The organism is Clostridium grantii DSM 8605 (genome assembly GCF_900129965.1).
Lineage (GTDB): Bacteria > Bacillota > Clostridia > Clostridiales > Clostridiaceae > Clostridium_AF > Clostridium_AF grantii.
On sequence record NZ_FQXM01000022.1, the window covers coordinates 37801 to 58490 of the forward strand.

The window sequence follows — 20690 nt, forward strand, 5'->3', positions numbered from 1 at the left end:
TTTTTTCAATGTAATATTAGTGCATTGAATCCATTGAATTAAAGATATCGCCACCTTGTCCAGTTATGGAAGAACCCATAATACCAAGTATTAAGTGTAATACAATTGCTATCATAAATACTCCAACTATTAAAACTATTTTTTCTTTTTTTAGTAATTTATAATTATTTTTATAGGTGTAGCTTAATAAAGATAATACAATTCCTAAAGGAATTAAATATGATGCGTAAACAGGACTTTCTTTAAAATGAGAAATTCCTCCACTTATCATTCCGATTCCTATAGCCAGGGTTAGGGATAATAGTAATAAAGAGAAAATTTCTTTGGAAGATAATTTATGTTTATTTATCACAACTTCGTTAAAGAATGAACCTGCAATAAATAAAGTCAATCCAAGAGTAAGTATAATAGAATATCTAATGTGATTAAAGGGCATTAAAACTATACCGCTAGATACAAGTCCTATGCCAAGAAAGTAAATTACGTAAACCATATAATTGAATATTAATTTTTTCATGTTTAATTTCTCCTTAAGTGAATAAATTATATATTTTTATTTTTTTAACTAGGGTAAATAAATATTTCTTATAGCTTCTAAATCTGAAGTTTCTAACGAATCTACTACTTCAATAATTGAAATTAAGCTATCATCAATTAGAATACCATATCCCTTAGATTCATTAAAAGTCATATCTATGGATATTAAAGAATCTGTTATGTCAGAAGTGTAAAGTCGGGTTTGAGTTTCTAAATCATAAATAGAAATGTTATCTGCAAATGCAATAAATTTTTGTAAATCAATTGTGAGGAATAAATTTAAATCCTTTTGAACAACAGTTATTAAAGGGTAAAATTCATATTGAATTCCTTGTATTATAGCTGTTTGTTTGTCATCAGTTATTTCTGTTTTTTTAATCAATTTTTCCGTTGAAACTGAATTTAAATCAGAACCGTATATGCTTTCGGTGGAAGAAGCATTAGATGTAGTTTCTTCTCCACAACACCCTTCGGTGAAGGGAACAGTTGTATCTACATTATTTTGGTCTATGGAATTCAAATCATCTGTGACTTTTATAATTCCATTAAGCATACCCATCCAACAACTAAAAGAAATATCTTTACCGTCAGGAGTAAATTCAAAAATAGTTTCTCCAGAGATTAATTTCTTTTGTAGGTTATAAGTGGGAATTACAACTTCATTATTACAAGAAGTAAGTTCATCACCTAGTATAGTTAATTTCACAGGAATATTTTTTTCAACATAAACTACATTTGGAAAATAACCACTAGCAAGGGCGGTAATAGTAACTTCTTGATAGCCATTTTTTAGTTCAGCTTTAACAAAATTAGCATCCTTGTTTTCATTTAAAACCACAGTTGAATTGGTATTAAGCATAAAGGAACTTAAATTTACTCCATTTAAAGAAAGTCCTCTATTAGTCATAATTAATCCCAAAATTAGTACCAATACACCACTAAGTTTAAGAATTTTCTTTGTGTAATTTTTACTTAAAAATCCAGTTAAAGCCCCAAAGAATAGCATTAATGGTAGTGTTCCTAAAGAGAAAAAGAACATTGAAGTAGCTCCGCCAAGAAAACTTCCTGTACCTAAAGCGTATAATTGCATAGTTTGTAGTGGACCGCAAGGCATAAAGCCATTCAGTATTCCTACTATAAAAGGTGAACTGGATTTCAATTTATTTTTACAAGAGATAAATTGAAACTTTAAACTTAATTTCTTGAACAAATAAAACCCAGCCATATTGAAGCCCATAATTATCATGAATACTCCAGCAAATATGGTAATAAAAGCTTTAGTGTAAATAGAGAGGGAAAAAAGAGAACCTAAAGCCCCTATAATTCCACCTAAAAATGTGTAAGATATTACTCTTCCTAAGTTATAAAAAATAGCAGGTTTGAAATTTGTGGATTTGGGACTATCTTTTATGGTCACAGTTTGAGAAAGCATGATACCACCACACATGCCTAAGCAGTGAAGAGAAGTGAATAAACCCACAGTAAATAAAATCAAATAACCAACTTTTCCATTTAACATTGAATCCATATTAAAATATCCAGAGTATTTACCCAGAAAAATAATAATTAAACCAGCACTTAAAATTCCTAGAAGATTTTTAATCTCAATAGAAGAATTTTTATTTTTTATAGAATATCCAGCTGAAATAATGGAATCTTCAATTTGTACCATGGTTAAAACATTCTTATCATATTCAACAAAAACCAATTCTTCTTCATAGCTAGCTACTACATTTATAATTCCTGGTAGTTTTCTTAAAACTTTTTCGATAATTTTTTCGCAAGATTTACAATACATATCTTTAATTAATATTTTTTCTTTTTTAATATCCATATGATCTTCCCTTCGTAAAGTTTATAAAAATACTTTAGCATAAAGATGTAGAGATTTTATGGAGATTATTTATAAATTGTAATTCTCCATATAAAATACATGTTTTAATAGTATAATAATATTTATAATCAGGAGAAGTATAAAAGTAGGAGGAAAAATTTTGGACAATAAGTATATTTTAATCGTAGAAGATGAAATAAATATAGTAGAAATAATCAAAGTATATCTAGAGAAAGAAGGATACTCTATTTATCATATACCAGATGGAAGGGAAATTTTAAATAAAGTAGAACAGTTAAAACCTAATTTGATTTTGCTTGACTTAATGCTCCCCCAAATAAGTGGAGAAGAGATATGCAAAACTATAAGAAGTAAATATAATACTCCAATTATAATGATTACAGCTAAAACAGAGGAAGAAAGCATAATTAATGGACTTAATATTGGCGCTGATGATTATATAATAAAACCTTTTAGTCCTAGACAATTGGTGGCAAGGGTAAATGCTATTTTTAGAAGAGTGGGGGAAGACAAAGAAAATAAATCAAATGTATTAAGTTTTAATAATGGGGAATTAGAAATTGATACTTTAAGATACGAAGTGAAGAAAAATAAGGAAGTCATTAATTTGACATCAACAGAATACAAAATCTTTACTCTTTTAGCTACAAATCCGAATAAAGCTTTTACAAGAGAGGAAATTGTTTGTTTAAGTTTTAATGAATGTTATGAAGGTTTTGATAGATCCATTGATTCCCATATAAAAAACATAAGAAAAAAAATTGAAAATGATCAAAAGAATCCTTGCTACATAAAGACTGTACATGGAATTGGATATAAATTTGGAGGGGAGAAAAATTAAATTAAATCTAAAGAAAGAGCTTATTATATCATATTTAATAGTTGTTTTAATTTGTATAAGTATTACGGGGATTTTGCTTGATAGATTTATAAAATCAGAATTTGAAAAATATATTATAACTGTTCAAAAAAAAGCAAGCGAAGAAATAGTAAATAGAATAAAGAATCAGCTTAATGAAGAAAATCAATGGAACTATACTGAATTACAAAATATAGGGATAGAGGCTTTAGAAAATGGATTTATAGTTAGTCTTAAAGATGATAAACAAAACACACTTTGGGATGCAAATGTTCATAATAGTATTGAATGCCAGCATATGATAAGCACTATTTCAGAAAATATGGAGGATTTCTGTAGTAGCTCTGAGGCAGGATATGTTGAGGATGAATATATTATAAAAAATCAAGGTAACTCAATAGGAAAAATCATTATTGGATATTATGGGCCTTTTTATTATAATGATAATGATATTATGTTTTTAAATACATTAAATAAAGTATTATTTATGGTAGGAATTATTTCAGCTTTACTGGCGTCGATTGTAGGAATATTTATGGCAATAAAATTAAGTAGACCTATAGCTAAGGTGATAGAAAGCACAAAAGATATTGCTAAAGGAAAATATTCTACAAGAATTCACCATAAAACATCTACAAAAGAAGTGAACAATTTAATTGATTCTGTAAATAATATGGCTAATTCACTAGAAGAAAATCAGTATTTACAAAAAAGATTGACAGAGGATATTTCTCATGAACTTAGAACTCCTTTAACTACATTACAGGGTAATTTAGAAGCAATGATAGATGGTCTTCTGCAACCAACTAATGAAAGATTAGAAATTTGTTATGAAGAAATACTAAGACTTACTAGAATGACTAAAGATCTAGAAAAATTATCTTATTATGAGAAAGAAAATTTGGTTTTAAATAAAAGTAAATTTGATCTTTATGATGATTTAAAATCTTTGGTGAAAAATTTTGAAAATCAGTTCACTACTAAAAAAATAATTGTTGAATTATTGGGAGAATCATTAGAAATTTATGCCGATAAGGATAAATTACTTCAAGCTATAATAAATATAATAGCTAATTCTATCAAATATACAAAGGATAATGGTAAAATCATCATATACTTATCACAGTATAAAGAAAAAGTTGTTATTTCAGTAAAAGACACAGGTATAGGAATTAAAAAGCAGCATATAGATAAAATTTTTAATAGATTATACAGAGTAGATGAATCAAGAAACAAAGAAACAGGAGGGCGTGGGCTAGGATTAACAATTACAAAGGCTATAGTAGAAGCACATAATGGGAAAATCATAATTGAAAGCGAAGAGAATAAAGGTACAGAAATAAGTATAGAAATCCCACAAAATATATAAATATTTAAAGTGCAAGGAATAAATCTAAAAAAATTAATTTTGAAAATGAAATTATACAAAGGAGAAGATAAAGTGAGTAAAATTGATAAAATAGTGGTAATTAAGGTGTTGATGCTAATAATGTTGTTAGTGAGTGCTGGTATAACATTAAAAAATATAACAACAAAAGGAAAAATTGAAGATAGCAGTATTAAAGAGAAAAACAATGTAGAGGAAATAGTTAATGTAAATATAAGTATTCAAGAAACAGAACAAGAAGTAAAAGAAGAAGAGCAAATAATTATAATTGAAAAAAAAATATATAATGATGGCGTATATTCTGGAGAATATAAGGCAATAGCAGTAAATTGTATAGTTGAAAACGGGGAAATAGCCAGTATTGAAATAACAAAAAACAAACAAACCCCAGGTTACTACGAAGAGGTTATAAGAAAAATACCAAAAGAAATAATCGAAAAACAGTCAATAGAGGTTGATGGGGTAACAGGTTGTACTTCTTCAAGTAATAATTTAAAAGAAGCTATTAATAAAGCTCTAGAAAAAGCAAAAATAGCTAACAAATAAAAGTTACTGTCATAGTGCAATTTTTTTTATTTGCTAGAAAGGTTTAGTATTGTAAAAATGAATTTGATATGATACTATATGAGTATATTCGAATTCAATCATATGCATAGGCGGTGTAAAATGATAGAGATATTTAAAGTTTTAGGAGATGAAAATAGATTAAGAATACTTAATGTGTTATCAAATGCAGAGTTGTGTGTTTGCGAGTTGGAAGTTTTATTAGAATTATCTCAATCAAATGTATCTAGACATTTAAGTAAATTAAAGAGTGTTAATTTAATTAGCTCCTCCAAAGATGCTCAATGGATACATTATAAATTGAACGAAGGTTTATCAGAAGAATATGGTTTATTGATACAATTTATAAAAGAAGGTTTTCACCGTGAAGAAATATTCAAAAAGGATTTGTGTAGAGTTAAAAAATACTTTGATTACAATCTAAATTGTCAGATAATAGCTGATGATAAAGAATTTGTTTTAAATAAAATCAAGTAAGAGGTGATAAAAAAATGGAAGAAAATATTAATGTGAAAGAAGAAATGGGCATTTTTGGGAGATATCTAACTCTTTGGGTGGCTTTGTGTATTGTAGCTGGTGTTATGATAGGAACGTTGATACCAGCTATACCAGAAACATTAAGTAGATTTGAATATGCAAAAGTATCAATACCTGTTGCTATATTGATTTGGTTAATGATATACCCAATGATGTTAAAAATTGATTTCACAAGTATTGTAGAAGCAACAAAAAAACCTAAAGGATTAACAATAACTTGTGTTGTAAATTGGTTGATTAAACCATTTACTATGTATTTAATAGCAGCATTTTTTTTCAAAGTAGTATTTAAATCTTGGATTGGAACAGATTTGGCTACAGAATATTTATCAGGTGCAGTTTTATTAGGAGCAGCTCCATGTACAGCCATGGTTTTTGTTTGGAGTCATTTGACAAAAGGAGATCCAGCTTATACTTTAGTGCAAGTGGCTGTTAATGATTTAATTTTATTGTTAGCATTTACTCCAATAGTAGCATTTTTACTAGGCGTTAGTGATGTGGTTGTGCCTTATGATACATTAATATTATCAGTGGTATTATTTGTTGTTATACCATTAGGGGCAGGGTATTTATCTAGAGGATATATTATTAAGAAAAAAGGGCTTGATTATTTTGAAAATGTATTTTTAAAGAAATTTGATAATATCACTATAATTGGGTTATTATTAACTTTAGTTATTATATTCTCCTTCCAAGGACAAACAATTATAAATAATCCAGTGCATATAGTGTTGATAGCAATTCCTTTAATAATACAAACTTTTTTGATTTTCTTCATAGCATATTTTTGGTCAAAAACTTGGAAATTAAAACATAACATAGCAGCACCAGCAGCTATGATTGGAGCGAGTAATTTCTTTGAGCTTGCTGTAGCTGTGGCAATCTCATTATTTGGACTTCAATCAGGAGCAGCACTTGCAACCGTTGTGGGAGTTTTAGTGGAAGTTCCTGTTATGCTTGCTTTGGTTAAGATAGCGAATAATACTAGAAAATGGTTTAACTAAAATAAAAAAAGGTGGTTTTTATTATGAAATATAAAGTAGCTTTTGTATGTGTCCATAATTCTTGTAGAAGTCAAATGGCAGAAGGTTGGGCAAAAAAATTAGGTAGTGAAATATTTGAAGTTTATTCAGCGGGTACAGAAAATTATCCACAGGTTAAACCTTTAGCGGTGGAAGTAATGGAGGAAGCAGGGGTAGACATGAGTGAACATAAACCTAAGTTGCTTTCAGATATCCCACCAAAATTAGATTTATTAATAACTATGGGGTGTAATGTGGTATGTCCATTCGTACCTACTAAACACATGGAAGACTGGGGACTTGAAGATCCATCAGGTGGACCAATAGAAGGATTCAGAGTAACTAGGGATTTAATAAAAACAAAAGTAGAAGAATTGATAAAAAGAGTTGAAAATAAAGAAATAGAGTTATAAAAATAACCACACTTTTGTGTGGTTATTTTTATTAATAAGCAAAGGTCAAGTTAGCAATAGTAGTGGCTACTGGTTTTGATAATAGCCATTGATTAGTTACTGTATAGTCATAGAAAAATAAAGCTCCATTAGTTGGGTCTGTACCATTTAATACTTCATAAGCAGCTTTTACTGAGTCTGCTGTAGCAGGTTTGTTGATATAACCATTGAGCACAGGTGTAAATTGATAATAACCATTAACTGTTTGATAAATGACTGAACTTATTGAATTAGGAAATAAGTTACTTTTAACTCTATTTAGTACTACAGCACCAACAGCTAATTTACCGTTATAGGGTTCACCCTCAGCTTCAGCAGTTATCAACCTAGCAAGTAAATCTACATCACTTTGTGTATAGTTAATTGAACTAGAATAGGAGTTAGATGAAGTAGTAGTAGCAGTTGTTGTTGTTGTTGTTGTTGTTGTTGTTGTTGTTGTTGTTGTTCCAGGAATATTTAAAACTTGTCCAGGATAAATACTATTTGTCCACAGATTATTACATTTTCTTAAATTATCTAGTGTAACACCATATTTTTTTGAAATAAGATATAGTGAGTCTCCATTTCCAACGGTGTAAGTTTTGCTAGAAACATACAAGGTTTGTCCAGGGTATATTGTGCTATTATTAAGTTTGTTGTCATTCAAAATATTACTAGTAGAAGTACCAAATAATTTACTTATTTTATAAAGAGAATCTCCAGCTTGAACGGTATAAGTAGCTGCGAAAGCTTCTGTTATAGGAAAAAGTAAAGTTCCAGTAGTTAATACTCCAGCTAATATAAGTGTTTTTAAATGATTAAATTTTTTCATTTGTATCCTCCTTATGTCTTCCGGGTTAGTTGACGGGTTAGAGTAGAGGACCCCTGCTTAATAAAAGCTTCACCCCAAAATATAACCCCCGGTACCCCCTTTGAGGAGGATTCGACTTCATGGATATTGTAATATAAAAAATATGATTAATCAATGGAAGTTGTATGTAACAAATGAAAATTAGGTACACAACGGAATTTTATAGGTGAAAAAATTTAAAAATTCTAAAATATATGAACAAGATACAAAGACATTAGTTTGAGTGACTTGCATTGCTTAATAAATTAACTGTAGCATTGGGATATATGTATAGCCTATCTAACATATCTTGATAACCTACAGATGTATCTTGATAACCTAAAAATATTAGGGACTTATGTTGATGAATAGATTTATTGGACTCAATATAAGTACTAGAGTATTGTTTTTCAGCAAGTTCTTTTAAAAATTCCTTATCTGCCAAAGCAATGGCACGAGAAAAATCAGCTTCACTTCGGTGGTAAGTTCGTTCATTAATAACAACCATTTTCGTCAATAGCTTTTTTTGTGTTTTCTCATCAAGAGAATTGAAAAAATTTTCATCAATATCTTGGTGAGTTACTGATGTTTTAATTCTTTTTTCAGGTTGAGATATAATTACAGGACAAATTAAAACTTCTCCAATAATTTGATGCAAAAAGCGTTTTGCAATACCCTGAGCTATATAACCACCATAAGAATATCCTATTACAATAAAAGGGTGATCATTAATGAGTACGGTAATTAATTCACATAATAAATCTAGCATAGTATCGGAATTGTTTTCAAGTTCATGTCTTGGTGATTGCCCCATGCCTGGCATATCAATATAAATTCTTTTAAAACCTTGTAGTTGAACACTTGGACTTTCAACAGCTCGAATCATTGAAATACTATCTAAATACAAGCCATGTAGAATAATTAAGGGCAACCCATTTCCAAGTATGTTATAATGAATGGTTTGACCTTTTATCTCAATTACCATAGGACACCTCCACAAAAGTATATAATAAATATAGTAGCATATTTCCTTATATATTTCATTATTATAAAAGAAAAGCATATAAAAAATTATTTGATATTTATTCATCAAACCAAGGTATTTTAAAAATGTGTGGTAATAGATAACAGGAAAAAATATTGACATAATCATACTTCCATGATAGTATCATTTTAATAAGAAGTAAATTAAATTTGTATTATTTAGAGGGAGTAACAGCTTGTATTATACAAGATTCAAAGTCGTCAATACGGAGAAATCCCGGCTTTGAAAACTTTTTAAGTTATGTGAGACTCTATAGCTAGAATAGGACTAGCTATAGAGTCTCTTTTTTTGCAAATAAAAAAAGGATCGAGGGAAGAATATGTCTCAAAGTTGTATTAAAATCTGAGTTTAACTAAAAATAACTAAAAGGATTAATAAAAAAATATATGATAAATAAAAGGGGAGAATTAGCATGAGTGAATTTTATAAAAAGTCTTCGCAAGAAATTTTTAAAATGCTTAATGTTACTGAAAAAGGGTTAAGAAGTAGTGAGGTTGAAGAAAGAAGACGAGAGTTTGGATTTAATGAATTAAGCGAGGAAAAAAGAAAGAATACTTTTATTATTTTTCTTGAGCAGTTTAAAGATTTGCTTATAATAATTTTGTTGATTGCGGCTACTATTTCTGGTTTCTTAGGAGAATTAGAAAGTGCTATAGTTATACTTGTTGTTGTTACTATTAATGCTATTTTAGGAACAGTACAACATGTTAAAGCAGAACAATCTTTGCAAAGTCTTAAAAAACTTTCATCACCTAATGCTAAAGTTTTGAGAGAAGGTAAAAAAGTAGAGATTCCTTCTAATGAATTAATTGTAGGAGATATCCTTTATCTTGAAACAGGTGATTATGTAAGCGCTGATGGAAGAATACTAGATACTTTTAGTTTGCAGGTTAATGAAAGTTCTTTAACTGGTGAATCTGATAGTGTTGTTAAGATTAATGATTCTATTGATAAAGATAATGTAGCTATTGGGGATAGAAAAAACATGGTTTTCTCAGGGAGTTTTGTTACTTATGGAAGAGGAACAGTCTTAGTAACAGATATAGGTATGAAAACTGAGATTGGTAAGATTGCTTCTTTACTTAAAAGTGCAAAAGAAAAGAAAACTCCACTACAAGAAAGTTTAGATAATTTCGGTAAAAAATTATCTGTAATTATTCTTATTATTGCAGCTTTAATATTTGCACTGAACGTATTTAGAGGCAGTGATATTGTAGATTCTTTCATGTTTGCAGTTTCTTTAGCTGTAGCGGCTATTCCAGAAGCTTTGAGTTCTATCGTTACAATTGTTTTATCTTTTGCTACTCAAAAGATGGCTAAGGAAAATGCTATAGTTAGAAAGTTACATGCAGTAGAAAGTCTTGGAAGTATTTCTGTTATATGTTCTGATAAAACAGGAACGCTTACTCAAAATAAAATGACTGTTCAAAAGGTTTTTGTAGATGATAAAGTATTGGATAGTGATAAATTAGATAAGGAATTAGAACTTCAAAAGAGATTGGTATTAATGTCACTACTTTGTAATGATGCAGTAACAATTGAAAGAGATGAAATTGGTGACCCAACTGAAATTGCATTAGTCAATCTAGGAGATATTTATGATTTAGATGAATTAATTGTAAGAGAGAAATATAAAAGAATTGGAGAAGTTCCTTTTGACTCCAATAGAAAACTAATGAGTACTTTAAATAAAGTTGAAAATAAAAATTATATGATAACTAAAGGCGCAGTGGATGTACTTTTAAACAGAACTTCAAAAATTGCGAAATCTACTGGTGTTGAAGAGTTATCTAATCAACATAAACAAGACATCGAGAATATTAATAGGGATTTTTCAAAACAAGGGTTAAGAGTATTAGCTTTTGCTTATAAAGAAGTAGCAGAGGGGGAAAATATAACCTTAGAAGATGAGCAAGATTTAATATTTATAGGACTTATAGCAATGATGGACCCACCAAGAGAAGAGTCTGCTGAAGCGGTGAAAAACTGTATAAGCGCTGGAATAAGACCGATTATGATAACAGGAGATCATAAAATCACAGCTACCGCAATTGCAAAAAAAATAGGTATTCTTCAAGATGAATCTATGGCTATGGAAGGTTTCGAATTAGATAATATTAGTGATGAAGATTTAAAAAAACGAGTTGAAAAAGTTTCTGTTTATGCTAGAGTTTCACCAGAACATAAAATTAGAATAGTGAAAGCATGGCAAGAAAAAGGGAATATTGTAGCCATGACAGGAGATGGGGTTAATGATGCACCAGCTTTAAAGCAAGCGGATATAGGAGTTGCCATGGGAATTACAGGTACTGAAGTTGCTAAAGATGCAGCAGCTATGGTGCTAGCAGATGATAATTTTTCTACTATAATAAAAGCAATTTCTAATGGTAGAAGTGTTTATCATAATATCAAAAATTCTATTAAGTTTTTGTTGTCAGGTAATACGGCAGGGCTGCTTGCAGTATTATATGCTTCTTTACTAGCATTACCATTACCGTTTGCATCAGTACATTTATTATTTATTAATCTACTTACAGATAGTCTTCCAGCTATTGCAATAGGTGTAGAACCACATAATGAAAATATTATGAAGGATAAGCCTAGAAATGTGAAAACACCTATTCTTAATAAATCATTTACTTTAGAAATATTAATAGAAGGATTATTAATAGCCATAGGAACAATGACTGCATATCATATTGGATTATCAAGTGGAGATGAGTTAGTAGCAAGAACTATGGCATTTGCAACATTATGTTTATCAAGATTATTACATGGTTTTAATTCTAGAGGTAAAGAATCAGTTTTTGCTATCGGAATATTTACAAATAAATATTTATGGCTAGCAGTATTTATAGGGTGGGCATTACTTAGTATGGTATTAACCATTAAACCATTAATGTCATTATTTGAAGTGGCTTCTTTAAATGGAATTCAATTTAGCATTATTTATGGAATATCCTTTATGCCTTTAATTTTAATACAATTGTATAAAATTTTATTTGTAAAGAAAAACTAAGTATATAATTAAAAACTCTCAACATATATTTGTTGGGAGTTTTTAATTATGAAAGTTAATAAAAATTTTGCTAATAAACTTTAATGGCGTAACATATGCTACTGATAATAATTATTAAATAACATATAATACAAATATAGAAAATGAATTAATGAGGAGGAAACAAAAATGTTAAATAATAAAGATAAAGATATATTCAAAGAAGAAATAGGATTTGTACCTCCAGGGGTTTTGATAGCAGATAATTTCGGAGAAGAATTTCAAAAAAACATTGCGGAATATCATCATCAAATATGGGCAGAAGGAGTTATTCCACTAAAATATAGATATATGATAGCATTAGCAACAGCTATTTTTGATAATAATGAAAAAAGAGCTAGGCTAGAAATGACAAAAGCAATAAAAGAAGGTGCTACACGAGAAGAACTTTTAGAGGTAATAAAACAACAAATATGGATGAAGGGTGCACCAACTATTGTTCAAGTAGCACCATTAATCGAAATGCTTAATAAAAAGTTGGGAAAATAAATTTTATAAATAAACAGACCCACTAGTTAAAGTTTTTCTAGTGGGTTAAAAGGCATATAAAATACATAAAGCTAAGTTACTATTTATATTTGATTTATTTACGAAATAATGTGTAGTATAATTAAATAAAGGGTTGATGAAATTTATGAGAAAATATGCAATTATTTAAAAGATAAAGGAGAATAAAAAAATGGGTGCACATTACGGAAATTTGCAAAAGGTTAAAGATGGCAAAAGAAAATTTGGCATAACACCTCATATACCTGGTGGATTTATAACACCAGAAAATCTTGAGAAAATTGCAGGAGTAGCAAAGAAATATAAAGGTATACTTAAAATAACATCTGGACAAAGAATATTAATCACTAATTTAGAAGAAAGTGATTTACCTTTGATATGGGAAGAGTTAGGTATGCAACCAGCGGTTAAATCTCAAAACTCTGTTAAAAATGTTGAGATGTGTCCATCAGCATATTGTAAAAGAGCAAAGCAAAATACTATAGCTGTAGGTATGAAATTATCTAAAAAATATCAATGGATGGAAATGCCTTGTAGAACAAAAATAGGAGTTGCAGGATGTAGAAATGCTTGTTCATCTATTCATAGTAAAGATATTGGTATTATAGGTGATAAAAGTGGACTTATGGTTACAGTAGGTGGTTCAGCTGGATTTAATCCAAGACTAGCAGATACTATTGCTTCAGATCTAACAGATGAAGAAGCTTTAAATTTAGTTGATAAAATCTTTGAATATTATAAAGAAAATGCAGAAATGGGCGAAAAACTTGGTTTTTTTATTGAAAGAATAGGAGTAGAAGTGTTTAAGAACGCAGTTTTAGGTTAATAATAGTATTATTGTGGCTAAAAATTCGTAAAATCATATATTGCTATTGCAATTTAAAATTTTATGAATTAAAATATATGAACAGTCTTTAAAGACTGATTCCATAAAATACTAAATAAAAAAAATATATTTGAATATAACGGAGGGTTATGAAATGGATAAACATGAGTGTAATTGCAATGGAAATGAAGATAAAAAAGAAGATGGATGCGGATGTGGACATGAACATGGAGATAACCATGAGTGTGGATGTGGAAACGGGCATGGGGATAACCATGAATGTGGATGCGGTCATGATCATGAACATGAAGAAATGCCTTTAATAACATTAGCATTAGATGATAATACTGAGCTAGAGTGTAATGTGGCAGGCGTTTTTGCATATAAAGATAAAGACTATATCGCATTAGTTCCAGTAGATGAAGATGAAGCTATATTCTATACTTATGAAGAACTAGGGGAAGAAATGGTATTGAATAATATAGAAGATGACGAAGAATATGAAAAAATAGCAGATTATTTTTTTCAAATAACTGGTGAAGAAGAATAATATAAAAATAAGAGTGAAAGTTAAACAGTGATATATTTTATTAGAATATATTGCTGTTTTTTCTTTTTATTGATTTAAGTAGAGAAAAATAAATTTTTCATAAATTCAAGTTGCATTTTATATAAAAATGGTATATAATTTCATTGGATTACGAACTATAAAATAAAAAAACAATTAAATGTTTGCTTATATAAAACCAGCAATATGGGCTGGATGTTTCTACCGAACTACCGTAAATAGTTGTAGGCTATAAGTGTTATGAGCTTAAAGTCTACAATTTTTCATGTTCTATCATAAAAATACCCCCTAAGAACAATATGGAATTTTATAGACCACTATAAAAAGGTTTTATGATTTAAAAAATAATGTTCGTGATTTAAAGGGGAATTTATTCATAGGGAGAGAATTGATATGAAATACGATGTTGTTATAGTTGGAGCAGGGCCCTCAGGTATATTTACAGCACTAGAACTGGTTAGACAAAATGCCGATAAAAAAGTTTTGATAATTGAAAAAGGAAGAAGAATAGATAAAAGACATTGTCCAAAAGATAAAACAAAAGCTTGTGTTAATTGTAAACCATATTGTCATATTACTACTGGATTTTCTGGTGCAGGAGCTTTTTCTGATGGTAAGTTATCTCTTAGTTATGAAGTTGGAGGAGATCTTCCTAAGCTTATAAAAGCAGAGGTTGCTCAGGACTTAATAAATTATACAGATAAAATTTATCTTGAATTTGGAGCTGATACAAAAATTGAGGGCATAGGCAATACAGAAGAAATTAAAGAAATAAGAAGAAAAGCAATTGAAGCTAGCTTGAAATTATTAGACTGCCCAATAAGACACTTAGGAACAGAGAAGGCACATGAAATTTATTTGAAAATACAAAATCATTTGATAGAAGCTGGAGTTGAAATAAAGTTTGATACTATGGCTAAAGATTTAATTATAGAGGATGGAAAAGCATCAGGGGTAGATATAATAGATTTAAAGAATCAATCAGAAGAAAAAGTGTTTGGACACACAATCGTAGTGTCTACTGGTAGAAAAGGTGCTGACTGGTTGAAAGAAATGTGTATCAAACATGATATAAGCCATGTAGCGGGAACAGTTGATATAGGGGTTAGGGTTGAGGTAAGAAATGAAGTTATGGAAAAAGTTAATGATGTTCTTTACGAGTCTAAATTAATAGGATATCCAGAACCTTTTGGAGATAAGGTAAGAACTTTTTGCCAAAATCCAGGTGGATTTGTTAGTCAAGAAAATTACGACAATGACTTAGCAATTGTAAACGGACATTCATATAAGAATAAAAAATCTAATAACACAAATCTTGCTATACTTAGTTCCCACAATTTTTCAGAACCTTTTAATGAGCCTATTGAGTATGGAAAGAAAGTTTCGGAACTAGTTAATATGTTAGGAAGTAAACATATCTTAGTTCAAAGATATGGAGATATATTAAAGGGCAAAAGAACTTGGCAGCATGAACTGGAGCAATCAAATGTTGTTCCAACTTTGCCAGATGCAATAGCAGGAGATTTAACATCGGCAATACCATATAGGCCTATGATTAATATTTTGAATTTTATAAAGGCTTTAGATGTAGTTGTTCCAGGTTTTGCAAGTACTGAGACTTTATTATACGGACCTGAAGTAAAATTTTATAGTAATAAAATAAATTTAGATAGTAATTTTGAAACAAATATAAAAGGACTTCATTGTCTAGGAGATTCAAGCGGATGGACTAGAGGGCTTATGATGGCATCAGTAATGGGTGTTTCAATGGCTAAATCTATAATTAAAAATAGTTAGAATAGAAATGTAGTGGAGTAAAATCTGCTACATTTATTTTTTGTTATATAGAAATTGAACTTATGCCACATATAGTGTAAAATAAAGTAAGGATTAGTAAAGATTATTACTTTATTTTACACTTCTTGTAATTCTACAAAATTATTTTATCAGAGAAATAATTAAAATATAATAGGAAGCAGGTGTTGTATGCAAAATCAAAATCCATCATCATTTGAAATACATTGTTTTCATGAAGGAACCAACTATAATAGCCATAAGTTCTTAGGGGCTCATATTATAAAAGTAAATGAACAAGAAGGTACTAGTTTTTCGGTTTGGGCTCCCAATGCAGAAAAAATATGTGTGGTGGGCAGTTTTAATAATTGGGATGGTGGAGATTTTAGTATGATTAAAATAAAAGATTCAGGAATATGGAATCTTTTTATCCCAGGAGTAAAAGAAGGGGAATGCTATATGTATGAAGTATTCTCAAAGAATGAAAAAAAATCTATATTAAAGGCCGATCCTTATGCTTTTAGTTCTCAATTAAGGCCTAAAAATGGTTCTGTCATAGTAGATAACAAAGGCTATGAATGGAATGATGATAAATGGATTGAATATAGAGAAAACACTAATGTTCAAAATGGACCTATTAATGTTTATGAAGTTCACTTAGGTTCATGGAAAACCCATGAAGAAGACATTGATAATGAAAGTGTAACTAAAATAGAAGATGAAGAATTATCAAATATAGAAGAGACAAATCATTATTATACATATAGAGAAATGGCTGAAACTTTACCACAATATGTAGCGAAGATGGGATATACTCATGTGGAACTATTACCAATAATGGAACATCCACTTGATGATTCTTGGGGATACCAAACGACTGGATATTTTTCAGTTACACCAAGGTATGGTTCTCCAAAAGATTTTAAGTATTTTGTGGATAAATGTCATCAGGTTGGTATAGGGGTTATTTTAGATTGGGCACCAAGTCATTTTTGCAAAGATTCTCATGGCTTATATAAATTCGATGGAACTTTTTTATTTGAGAATGATGACCCATTAATTAGAGAGAATTATGATTGGGGAACAGCAAATTTTGATTTTGATAAACCAGAAGTACATAGTTTTTTGATTTCTAATGCAATTTATTGGTTTGAAAATTTTCATATTGATGGTCTTAGAGTTGATGCTGTAGCTAACATGCTTTATCTTGATTATGGCAAAAAATCTGATATGAATATAAGAAATAAGTATGGTGGGAATGAAAATATAGAAGCAGTAAATTTTCTTAAAAAATTAAATGAGGCTATTTTTAAATACGTAAAAAATCCTTTGGTTATCGCTGAAGATTCTAGTACTTGGCCAGGATTAACTTCACCTACTTATGTAGGAGGAATAGGCTTTAATTATAAATGGAATATGGGTTGGATGAATGATATGTTGAATTATATGCAAACAGACCCTATTTATAAAAAATGGAATCATGAGAAAATTACTTTTTCGCTTTTATATGCTTTTTCCGAAAATTTTATGTTGCCCTTGTCACATGATGAGGTTGTTCATGGCAAAAAATCTCTTTTAGATAAAATGCCAGGAGATTATTGGCAAAAATTTGCTAATTTAAGATTGTTCTATGGTTATATGATGGCTCATCCAGGTAAAAAAGTTCTTTTTATGGGTGGAGAATTTGGTCAATTTATTGAATGGAATTTTAAACATCAGTTAGATTGGTTACTTCTTTTATATGAACCACATAAAATGTTACAAGATTATGTTAAAAGTTTAAATATGCTTTATAAAAAAGAAAAAGCTTTTTGGGAAAAGGACCATACTTATGATGGATTTGAATGGATAGATCATTCTAATTATGAAAAAAGTATAATTTCTTTTATGCGAAAGGGTAAAAAAAGGAATGAATATTTAATCTTTGTGTGTAATTTTACGCCTATGGTATATTATGATTATAAAGTAGGGGTTCCAGAATATACAGAGTATGAAGAGATTTTTAATAGTGATGCATCTTGCTATAATGGATCAGGTCAATTAAACAACGAAATATTAAAAGCAAGTAAAAAGAATTGGAATAATCAAAAATATAGTATATCAATGAAAATCCCTCCTTTAGCTATATCTATTTTAAAAGCTAAAAGAAACACTTTAATTGAAAAATATTTACCCGGTGAGCGTATGCCGTTAAAATTGAGAAGTGAATATAAAGGAATAATAAAGAATGAATAAATAAAAAACACATGAATAATGTGTTTTTTATTTATTCTTGGCTAAAATGCTTTAAATTGGTTTGAAGAAGATTCATATAAATATTCTATTTCTTTAAGTTTTAATTCTAGTTTTTCTTTGGGGATGTTTAAGTCATAACACAGATTATCAAGAGAACTATAAGAATCTCTTAATTTCATATTTAACATACTTAAAAGTATATATGCATCCATATTTAAAAATTCATTACCTTCCATAAGAAACCTCTTTTCTATGATTTAATATTATTTTTTAATTTGCTTATATGATATTTTTTAATCTTTAAGCTATCATAGGCTTAATAGGTAATTGTACAATATTGTATATCTCCATAAAGTTCAATAAAACTTTTCTTTATATTAATAAATTCCTCTATATCATTGAGATATTCATATAAAGAAGATCTACCCTCAAATTCTTCTCTTGAAGTAGGTAGTGGAGAATCTTTTAAAACTTCTTTTAATAAAGACAATTCTAATAATAAATCTTCTCCATTATTGCATTCATGAAATTCATCAGCTAACTTATAAGTGAATTTGCTTAACAACTCAGATTCATAGGACGATATAAACTCTGGTTGCAAGCGTTTTTGCATATATACCAATGTATAATATTGATTTTTGCGCATTTCAAAATACTCTACAAAATAATTGTTTTCTTTGAAATAATAGCTATTTAGGTGCTGATATGATTTTTGCTTACCTAATTTTAATATTTCTTTTATATCATCTAAAGATATGGGATTGCTATTAATTTCGCATATATTTTTCAAGTTAGCTCCCATTTCACGCAATAATGAGCGTAGTTCATTTTCAAGTTTTAGTTGTAAAGCTCTTATGTCTTCTTCAATATTAGGCATGTGAAGATTAAAGATCAAAGCTATTAAAATTCCTATAAGCATTAAAAGAATTTCATTAATTAAAGCTGTTGGGGTTATTTTACTTAAAGTAAATAAATGAGTGACGAGAACTGTGTTAACAACTAGTCCAACAGTTGCATTTAAGTAAAAAACTATACTAACATAAAGCAATAAAAAAATACCAAAACTAATTAATGAAAAGTTCAATAAAGTAAATAAAATTGAAGATAAAGATAAAGCGATTAAAGCTGTATAAATTCTTTTAAAAGCAATGGTAGGGGAATGACGCTTGGTATCTAACATGCTTAGTATTGCAATAGTTCCAGCAGATAAATCGTATTGTAAATTCAATAATCTAGCAATTACTATAGATAAAACTACACCTAAAGTTATTTTGATTGCTCGATAAAAATTAAGTTTTATAAAGCTCACCTCTTTTAATATTTAAGTAGTTTTTATGTTATAGATTATAATACCATAAGAAATCATTTTCAGTAAAGAAATAATAAATATTCTATATATAAAACATATAAAGGTGAAAAATAAAATGGTAAATTTAATGATATTAAAAAAACAATCAAAATACTTCAAAAAATCCTTGAAAAGTGTTATAATAAATATAGAAATCCAAGTTTAAGGAGGAATACAAATGAAAAAAACTATTAGTATAATTTTGGGGATTTTTTTAGCTTGTAGTTTGAGTTTATCAGCATTTGCTGAGGGGGAAGCTACTTTAATAAATTCAGCAGGAATAACTCCAGATAGCTTTTTATATCCAGTAGATGAATTTATTGAGGATATAGCATTAATGCTTGCAAATGAAGATGAAGAAAAAGTGCAATTATTAACAGAAATTGCGGAGGAAAGACTTGGTGAAAGTGAAGTAATGGCAGGCGAAGGAAAAGAAGATTTTGCTGAAGAAGCTTTGGCAAGTTATGATGAGAGTTTAAATAAAGCAACAGAAATAATAGAAGAAATCATAAATAATTCAGAATTAAATGAATTAGATATTAACGATACTGCAGAAGAAAGTCAAGAACAAGATGCTATAAATGAAGAATATATCCATGGTTTGAAAAACATAATAGATGAAAGTAGAGACGAAACCATTGAAGTTTTGGAGAATATAAGTGAAAAAACTAGTGAGGAAGGAAAAGAAAAATTAGAATTGGTTATACAAATGCAAAAAGAAAAAAAAGAAGCAGTAAAGAATATGGTAGAAAAAAGACATGAATTGAATGCTAAGAAAAAAGAATTAAATTCAGCAAAAGCACAGTTAATTAAAGAAAGCAAAAAAGGTGATGAAGAATCTGTTATAAAAGTTCAAGAGGAATATGATTTAAAATTAGTAAATTACAATAATTCTAAAACAGAATTAAATGCAGCTAAAGAATATAAACAAGCTATTAATGAAGAATATTCAAATAATAATATTGAGAAACTAGAAGAAACAGAAACTAATGCATTAAATGAAAATGATGATAAGGTAGAATTAAAGAAGGAAGATTTAATTAAAAAAGAACAAGTAAAAGAAAAAGTTGAAGTTAAAAAAGAAGAAGTGAAAGAAAAAGTTGAAACTAAAAAGGAAGAAGTAAAGGAAAAAGTTGAAATTAAAAAAGAAGAAACAAAAGAAAATAAGGGGAACTCAAAAAAATAAACTAGATAAAAGATAATATCTATAATTTGATTAGTTAATATAAAAAAATTAATAAAAATTAAATACAAATAAAAAACAGGG

Annotated in this window: 19 protein-coding genes and 2 riboswitches; of the genes, 13 read left to right on the top strand and 6 right to left on the bottom strand. The window is 28.7% G+C overall.

Annotation, left to right across the window (positions count from 1 at the left end; all coding sequences use genetic code 11):
* Nucleotides 1-16 precede the first annotated feature (16 nt).
* The gene (locus tag BUB83_RS15975; RefSeq protein ID WP_073339610.1) at nucleotides 17-517 is read right to left on the bottom strand and encodes a hypothetical protein; all 501 of its coding nucleotides are present in this window, start codon (nucleotides 515-517) and stop codon (nucleotides 17-19) included.
* Nucleotides 518-565: 48 nt separating this feature from the next.
* A complete protein-coding gene (locus BUB83_RS15980; protein WP_073339612.1) occupies nucleotides 566-2371 on the bottom strand; it encodes an urease accessory protein UreH domain-containing protein in 1806 nt (601 codons plus the stop codon).
* A gap of 157 nt (nucleotides 2372-2528) precedes the next feature.
* Here BUB83_RS15980 and BUB83_RS15985 point away from each other — a divergent pair, with 157 nt between their 5' ends.
* The 6 genes from BUB83_RS15985 (at nucleotide 2529) to BUB83_RS16010 (ending at nucleotide 7174) form a co-directional block, all read left to right on the top strand.
* A complete protein-coding gene (locus tag BUB83_RS15985; protein WP_200801489.1) occupies nucleotides 2529-3233 on the top strand; it encodes a response regulator transcription factor in 705 nt (234 codons plus the stop codon).
* Nucleotides 3214-4620, top strand: a complete 1407-nt coding sequence (locus BUB83_RS15990) for a sensor histidine kinase (RefSeq protein ID WP_207649344.1) — start codon at nucleotides 3214-3216, stop codon at nucleotides 4618-4620. The genes BUB83_RS15985 and BUB83_RS15990 overlap by 20 nt, the downstream gene beginning before the upstream one ends.
* Before the next feature lie 72 nt (nucleotides 4621-4692).
* On the top strand, nucleotides 4693-5184 hold the full coding sequence (locus BUB83_RS15995) for an FMN-binding protein (RefSeq protein WP_073339614.1): 492 nt from the start codon (nucleotides 4693-4695) through the stop codon (nucleotides 5182-5184).
* 120 nt (nucleotides 5185-5304) lie between these two features.
* Complete coding sequence (locus BUB83_RS16000; protein ID WP_073339615.1) at nucleotides 5305-5679, top strand: ArsR/SmtB family transcription factor; 375 nt, start codon at nucleotides 5305-5307, stop codon at nucleotides 5677-5679.
* Nucleotides 5680-5693: 14 nt separating this feature from the next.
* The gene (gene arsB / locus BUB83_RS16005; protein WP_073339617.1) at nucleotides 5694-6743 is read left to right on the top strand and encodes an ACR3 family arsenite efflux transporter; all 1050 of its coding nucleotides are present in this window, start codon (nucleotides 5694-5696) and stop codon (nucleotides 6741-6743) included.
* 23 nt (nucleotides 6744-6766) lie between these two features.
* Nucleotides 6767-7174 (top strand): arsenate reductase ArsC, encoded by a 408-nt coding sequence (locus BUB83_RS16010; RefSeq protein WP_073339618.1) that lies wholly within the window; start codon nucleotides 6767-6769, stop codon nucleotides 7172-7174.
* A 31-nt stretch (nucleotides 7175-7205) separates the two neighbouring features.
* Here the strand turns inward: BUB83_RS16010 and BUB83_RS16015 are convergent, their stop codons facing one another.
* Nucleotides 7206-8024: a LysM peptidoglycan-binding domain-containing protein gene (locus BUB83_RS16015; RefSeq protein WP_073339620.1), complete on the bottom strand. Its 819-nt coding sequence runs from the start codon at nucleotides 8022-8024 to the stop codon at nucleotides 7206-7208.
* A riboswitch (cyclic di-AMP (ydaO/yuaA leader) is annotated at nucleotides 8025-8151 on the bottom strand. It abuts the gene before it with no gap.
* A gap of 126 nt (nucleotides 8152-8277) precedes the next feature.
* Nucleotides 8278-9027 (bottom strand): alpha/beta hydrolase, encoded by a 750-nt coding sequence (locus BUB83_RS16020; RefSeq protein ID WP_073339621.1) that lies wholly within the window; start codon nucleotides 9025-9027, stop codon nucleotides 8278-8280.
* A 472-nt stretch (nucleotides 9028-9499) separates the two neighbouring features.
* Between BUB83_RS16020 and BUB83_RS16025 the strand changes: the two genes are divergently transcribed.
* The 6 genes from BUB83_RS16025 to glgB all read left to right on the top strand — a co-directional run bounded on the left by BUB83_RS16025 (nucleotide 9500) and on the right by glgB (nucleotide 18075).
* Entirely contained in the window at nucleotides 9500-12106 is a 2607-nt protein-coding gene (locus BUB83_RS16025; protein ID WP_073339623.1) for a cation-translocating P-type ATPase, read from the top strand.
* 168 nt (nucleotides 12107-12274) lie between these two features.
* The gene (locus tag BUB83_RS16030) at nucleotides 12275-12634 is read left to right on the top strand and encodes a carboxymuconolactone decarboxylase family protein (protein WP_073339625.1); all 360 of its coding nucleotides are present in this window, start codon (nucleotides 12275-12277) and stop codon (nucleotides 12632-12634) included.
* A gap of 190 nt (nucleotides 12635-12824) precedes the next feature.
* Nucleotides 12825-13478: a nitrite/sulfite reductase domain-containing protein gene (locus tag BUB83_RS16035; protein WP_073339626.1), complete on the top strand. Its 654-nt coding sequence runs from the start codon at nucleotides 12825-12827 to the stop codon at nucleotides 13476-13478.
* 154 nt (nucleotides 13479-13632) lie between these two features.
* A complete protein-coding gene (locus BUB83_RS21360) occupies nucleotides 13633-14028 on the top strand; it encodes a DUF1292 domain-containing protein (RefSeq protein ID WP_084133625.1) in 396 nt (131 codons plus the stop codon).
* 166 nt (nucleotides 14029-14194) lie between these two features.
* A riboswitch (purine riboswitch) is annotated at nucleotides 14195-14298 on the top strand.
* Nucleotides 14299-14439: 141 nt separating this feature from the next.
* Nucleotides 14440-15843 (top strand): NAD(P)/FAD-dependent oxidoreductase, encoded by a 1404-nt coding sequence (locus tag BUB83_RS16045; protein WP_073339628.1) that lies wholly within the window; start codon nucleotides 14440-14442, stop codon nucleotides 15841-15843.
* A gap of 189 nt (nucleotides 15844-16032) precedes the next feature.
* Nucleotides 16033-18075, top strand: coding sequence for a 1,4-alpha-glucan branching protein GlgB (gene glgB / locus BUB83_RS16050; protein ID WP_073339629.1), 2043 nt, complete (start codon nucleotides 16033-16035; stop codon nucleotides 18073-18075).
* Between the two features lie 41 nt (nucleotides 18076-18116).
* Here glgB and BUB83_RS16055 read toward each other — a convergent pair whose 3' ends face one another.
* Nucleotides 18117-18311, bottom strand: a complete 195-nt coding sequence (locus BUB83_RS16055) for a DUF4250 domain-containing protein (RefSeq protein ID WP_073339631.1) — start codon at nucleotides 18309-18311, stop codon at nucleotides 18117-18119.
* Nucleotides 18312-18391: 80 nt separating this feature from the next.
* Nucleotides 18392-19384 (bottom strand): aromatic acid exporter family protein, encoded by a 993-nt coding sequence (locus BUB83_RS16060; protein ID WP_084133626.1) that lies wholly within the window; start codon nucleotides 19382-19384, stop codon nucleotides 18392-18394.
* A 217-nt stretch (nucleotides 19385-19601) separates the two neighbouring features.
* On the opposite strand from BUB83_RS16060, the gene BUB83_RS16065 reads away from it, so the two are divergent.
* Nucleotides 19602-20609, top strand: a complete 1008-nt coding sequence (locus tag BUB83_RS16065) for a DUF5667 domain-containing protein (protein ID WP_073339632.1) — start codon at nucleotides 19602-19604, stop codon at nucleotides 20607-20609.
* Nucleotides 20610-20690 lie beyond the last annotated feature (81 nt).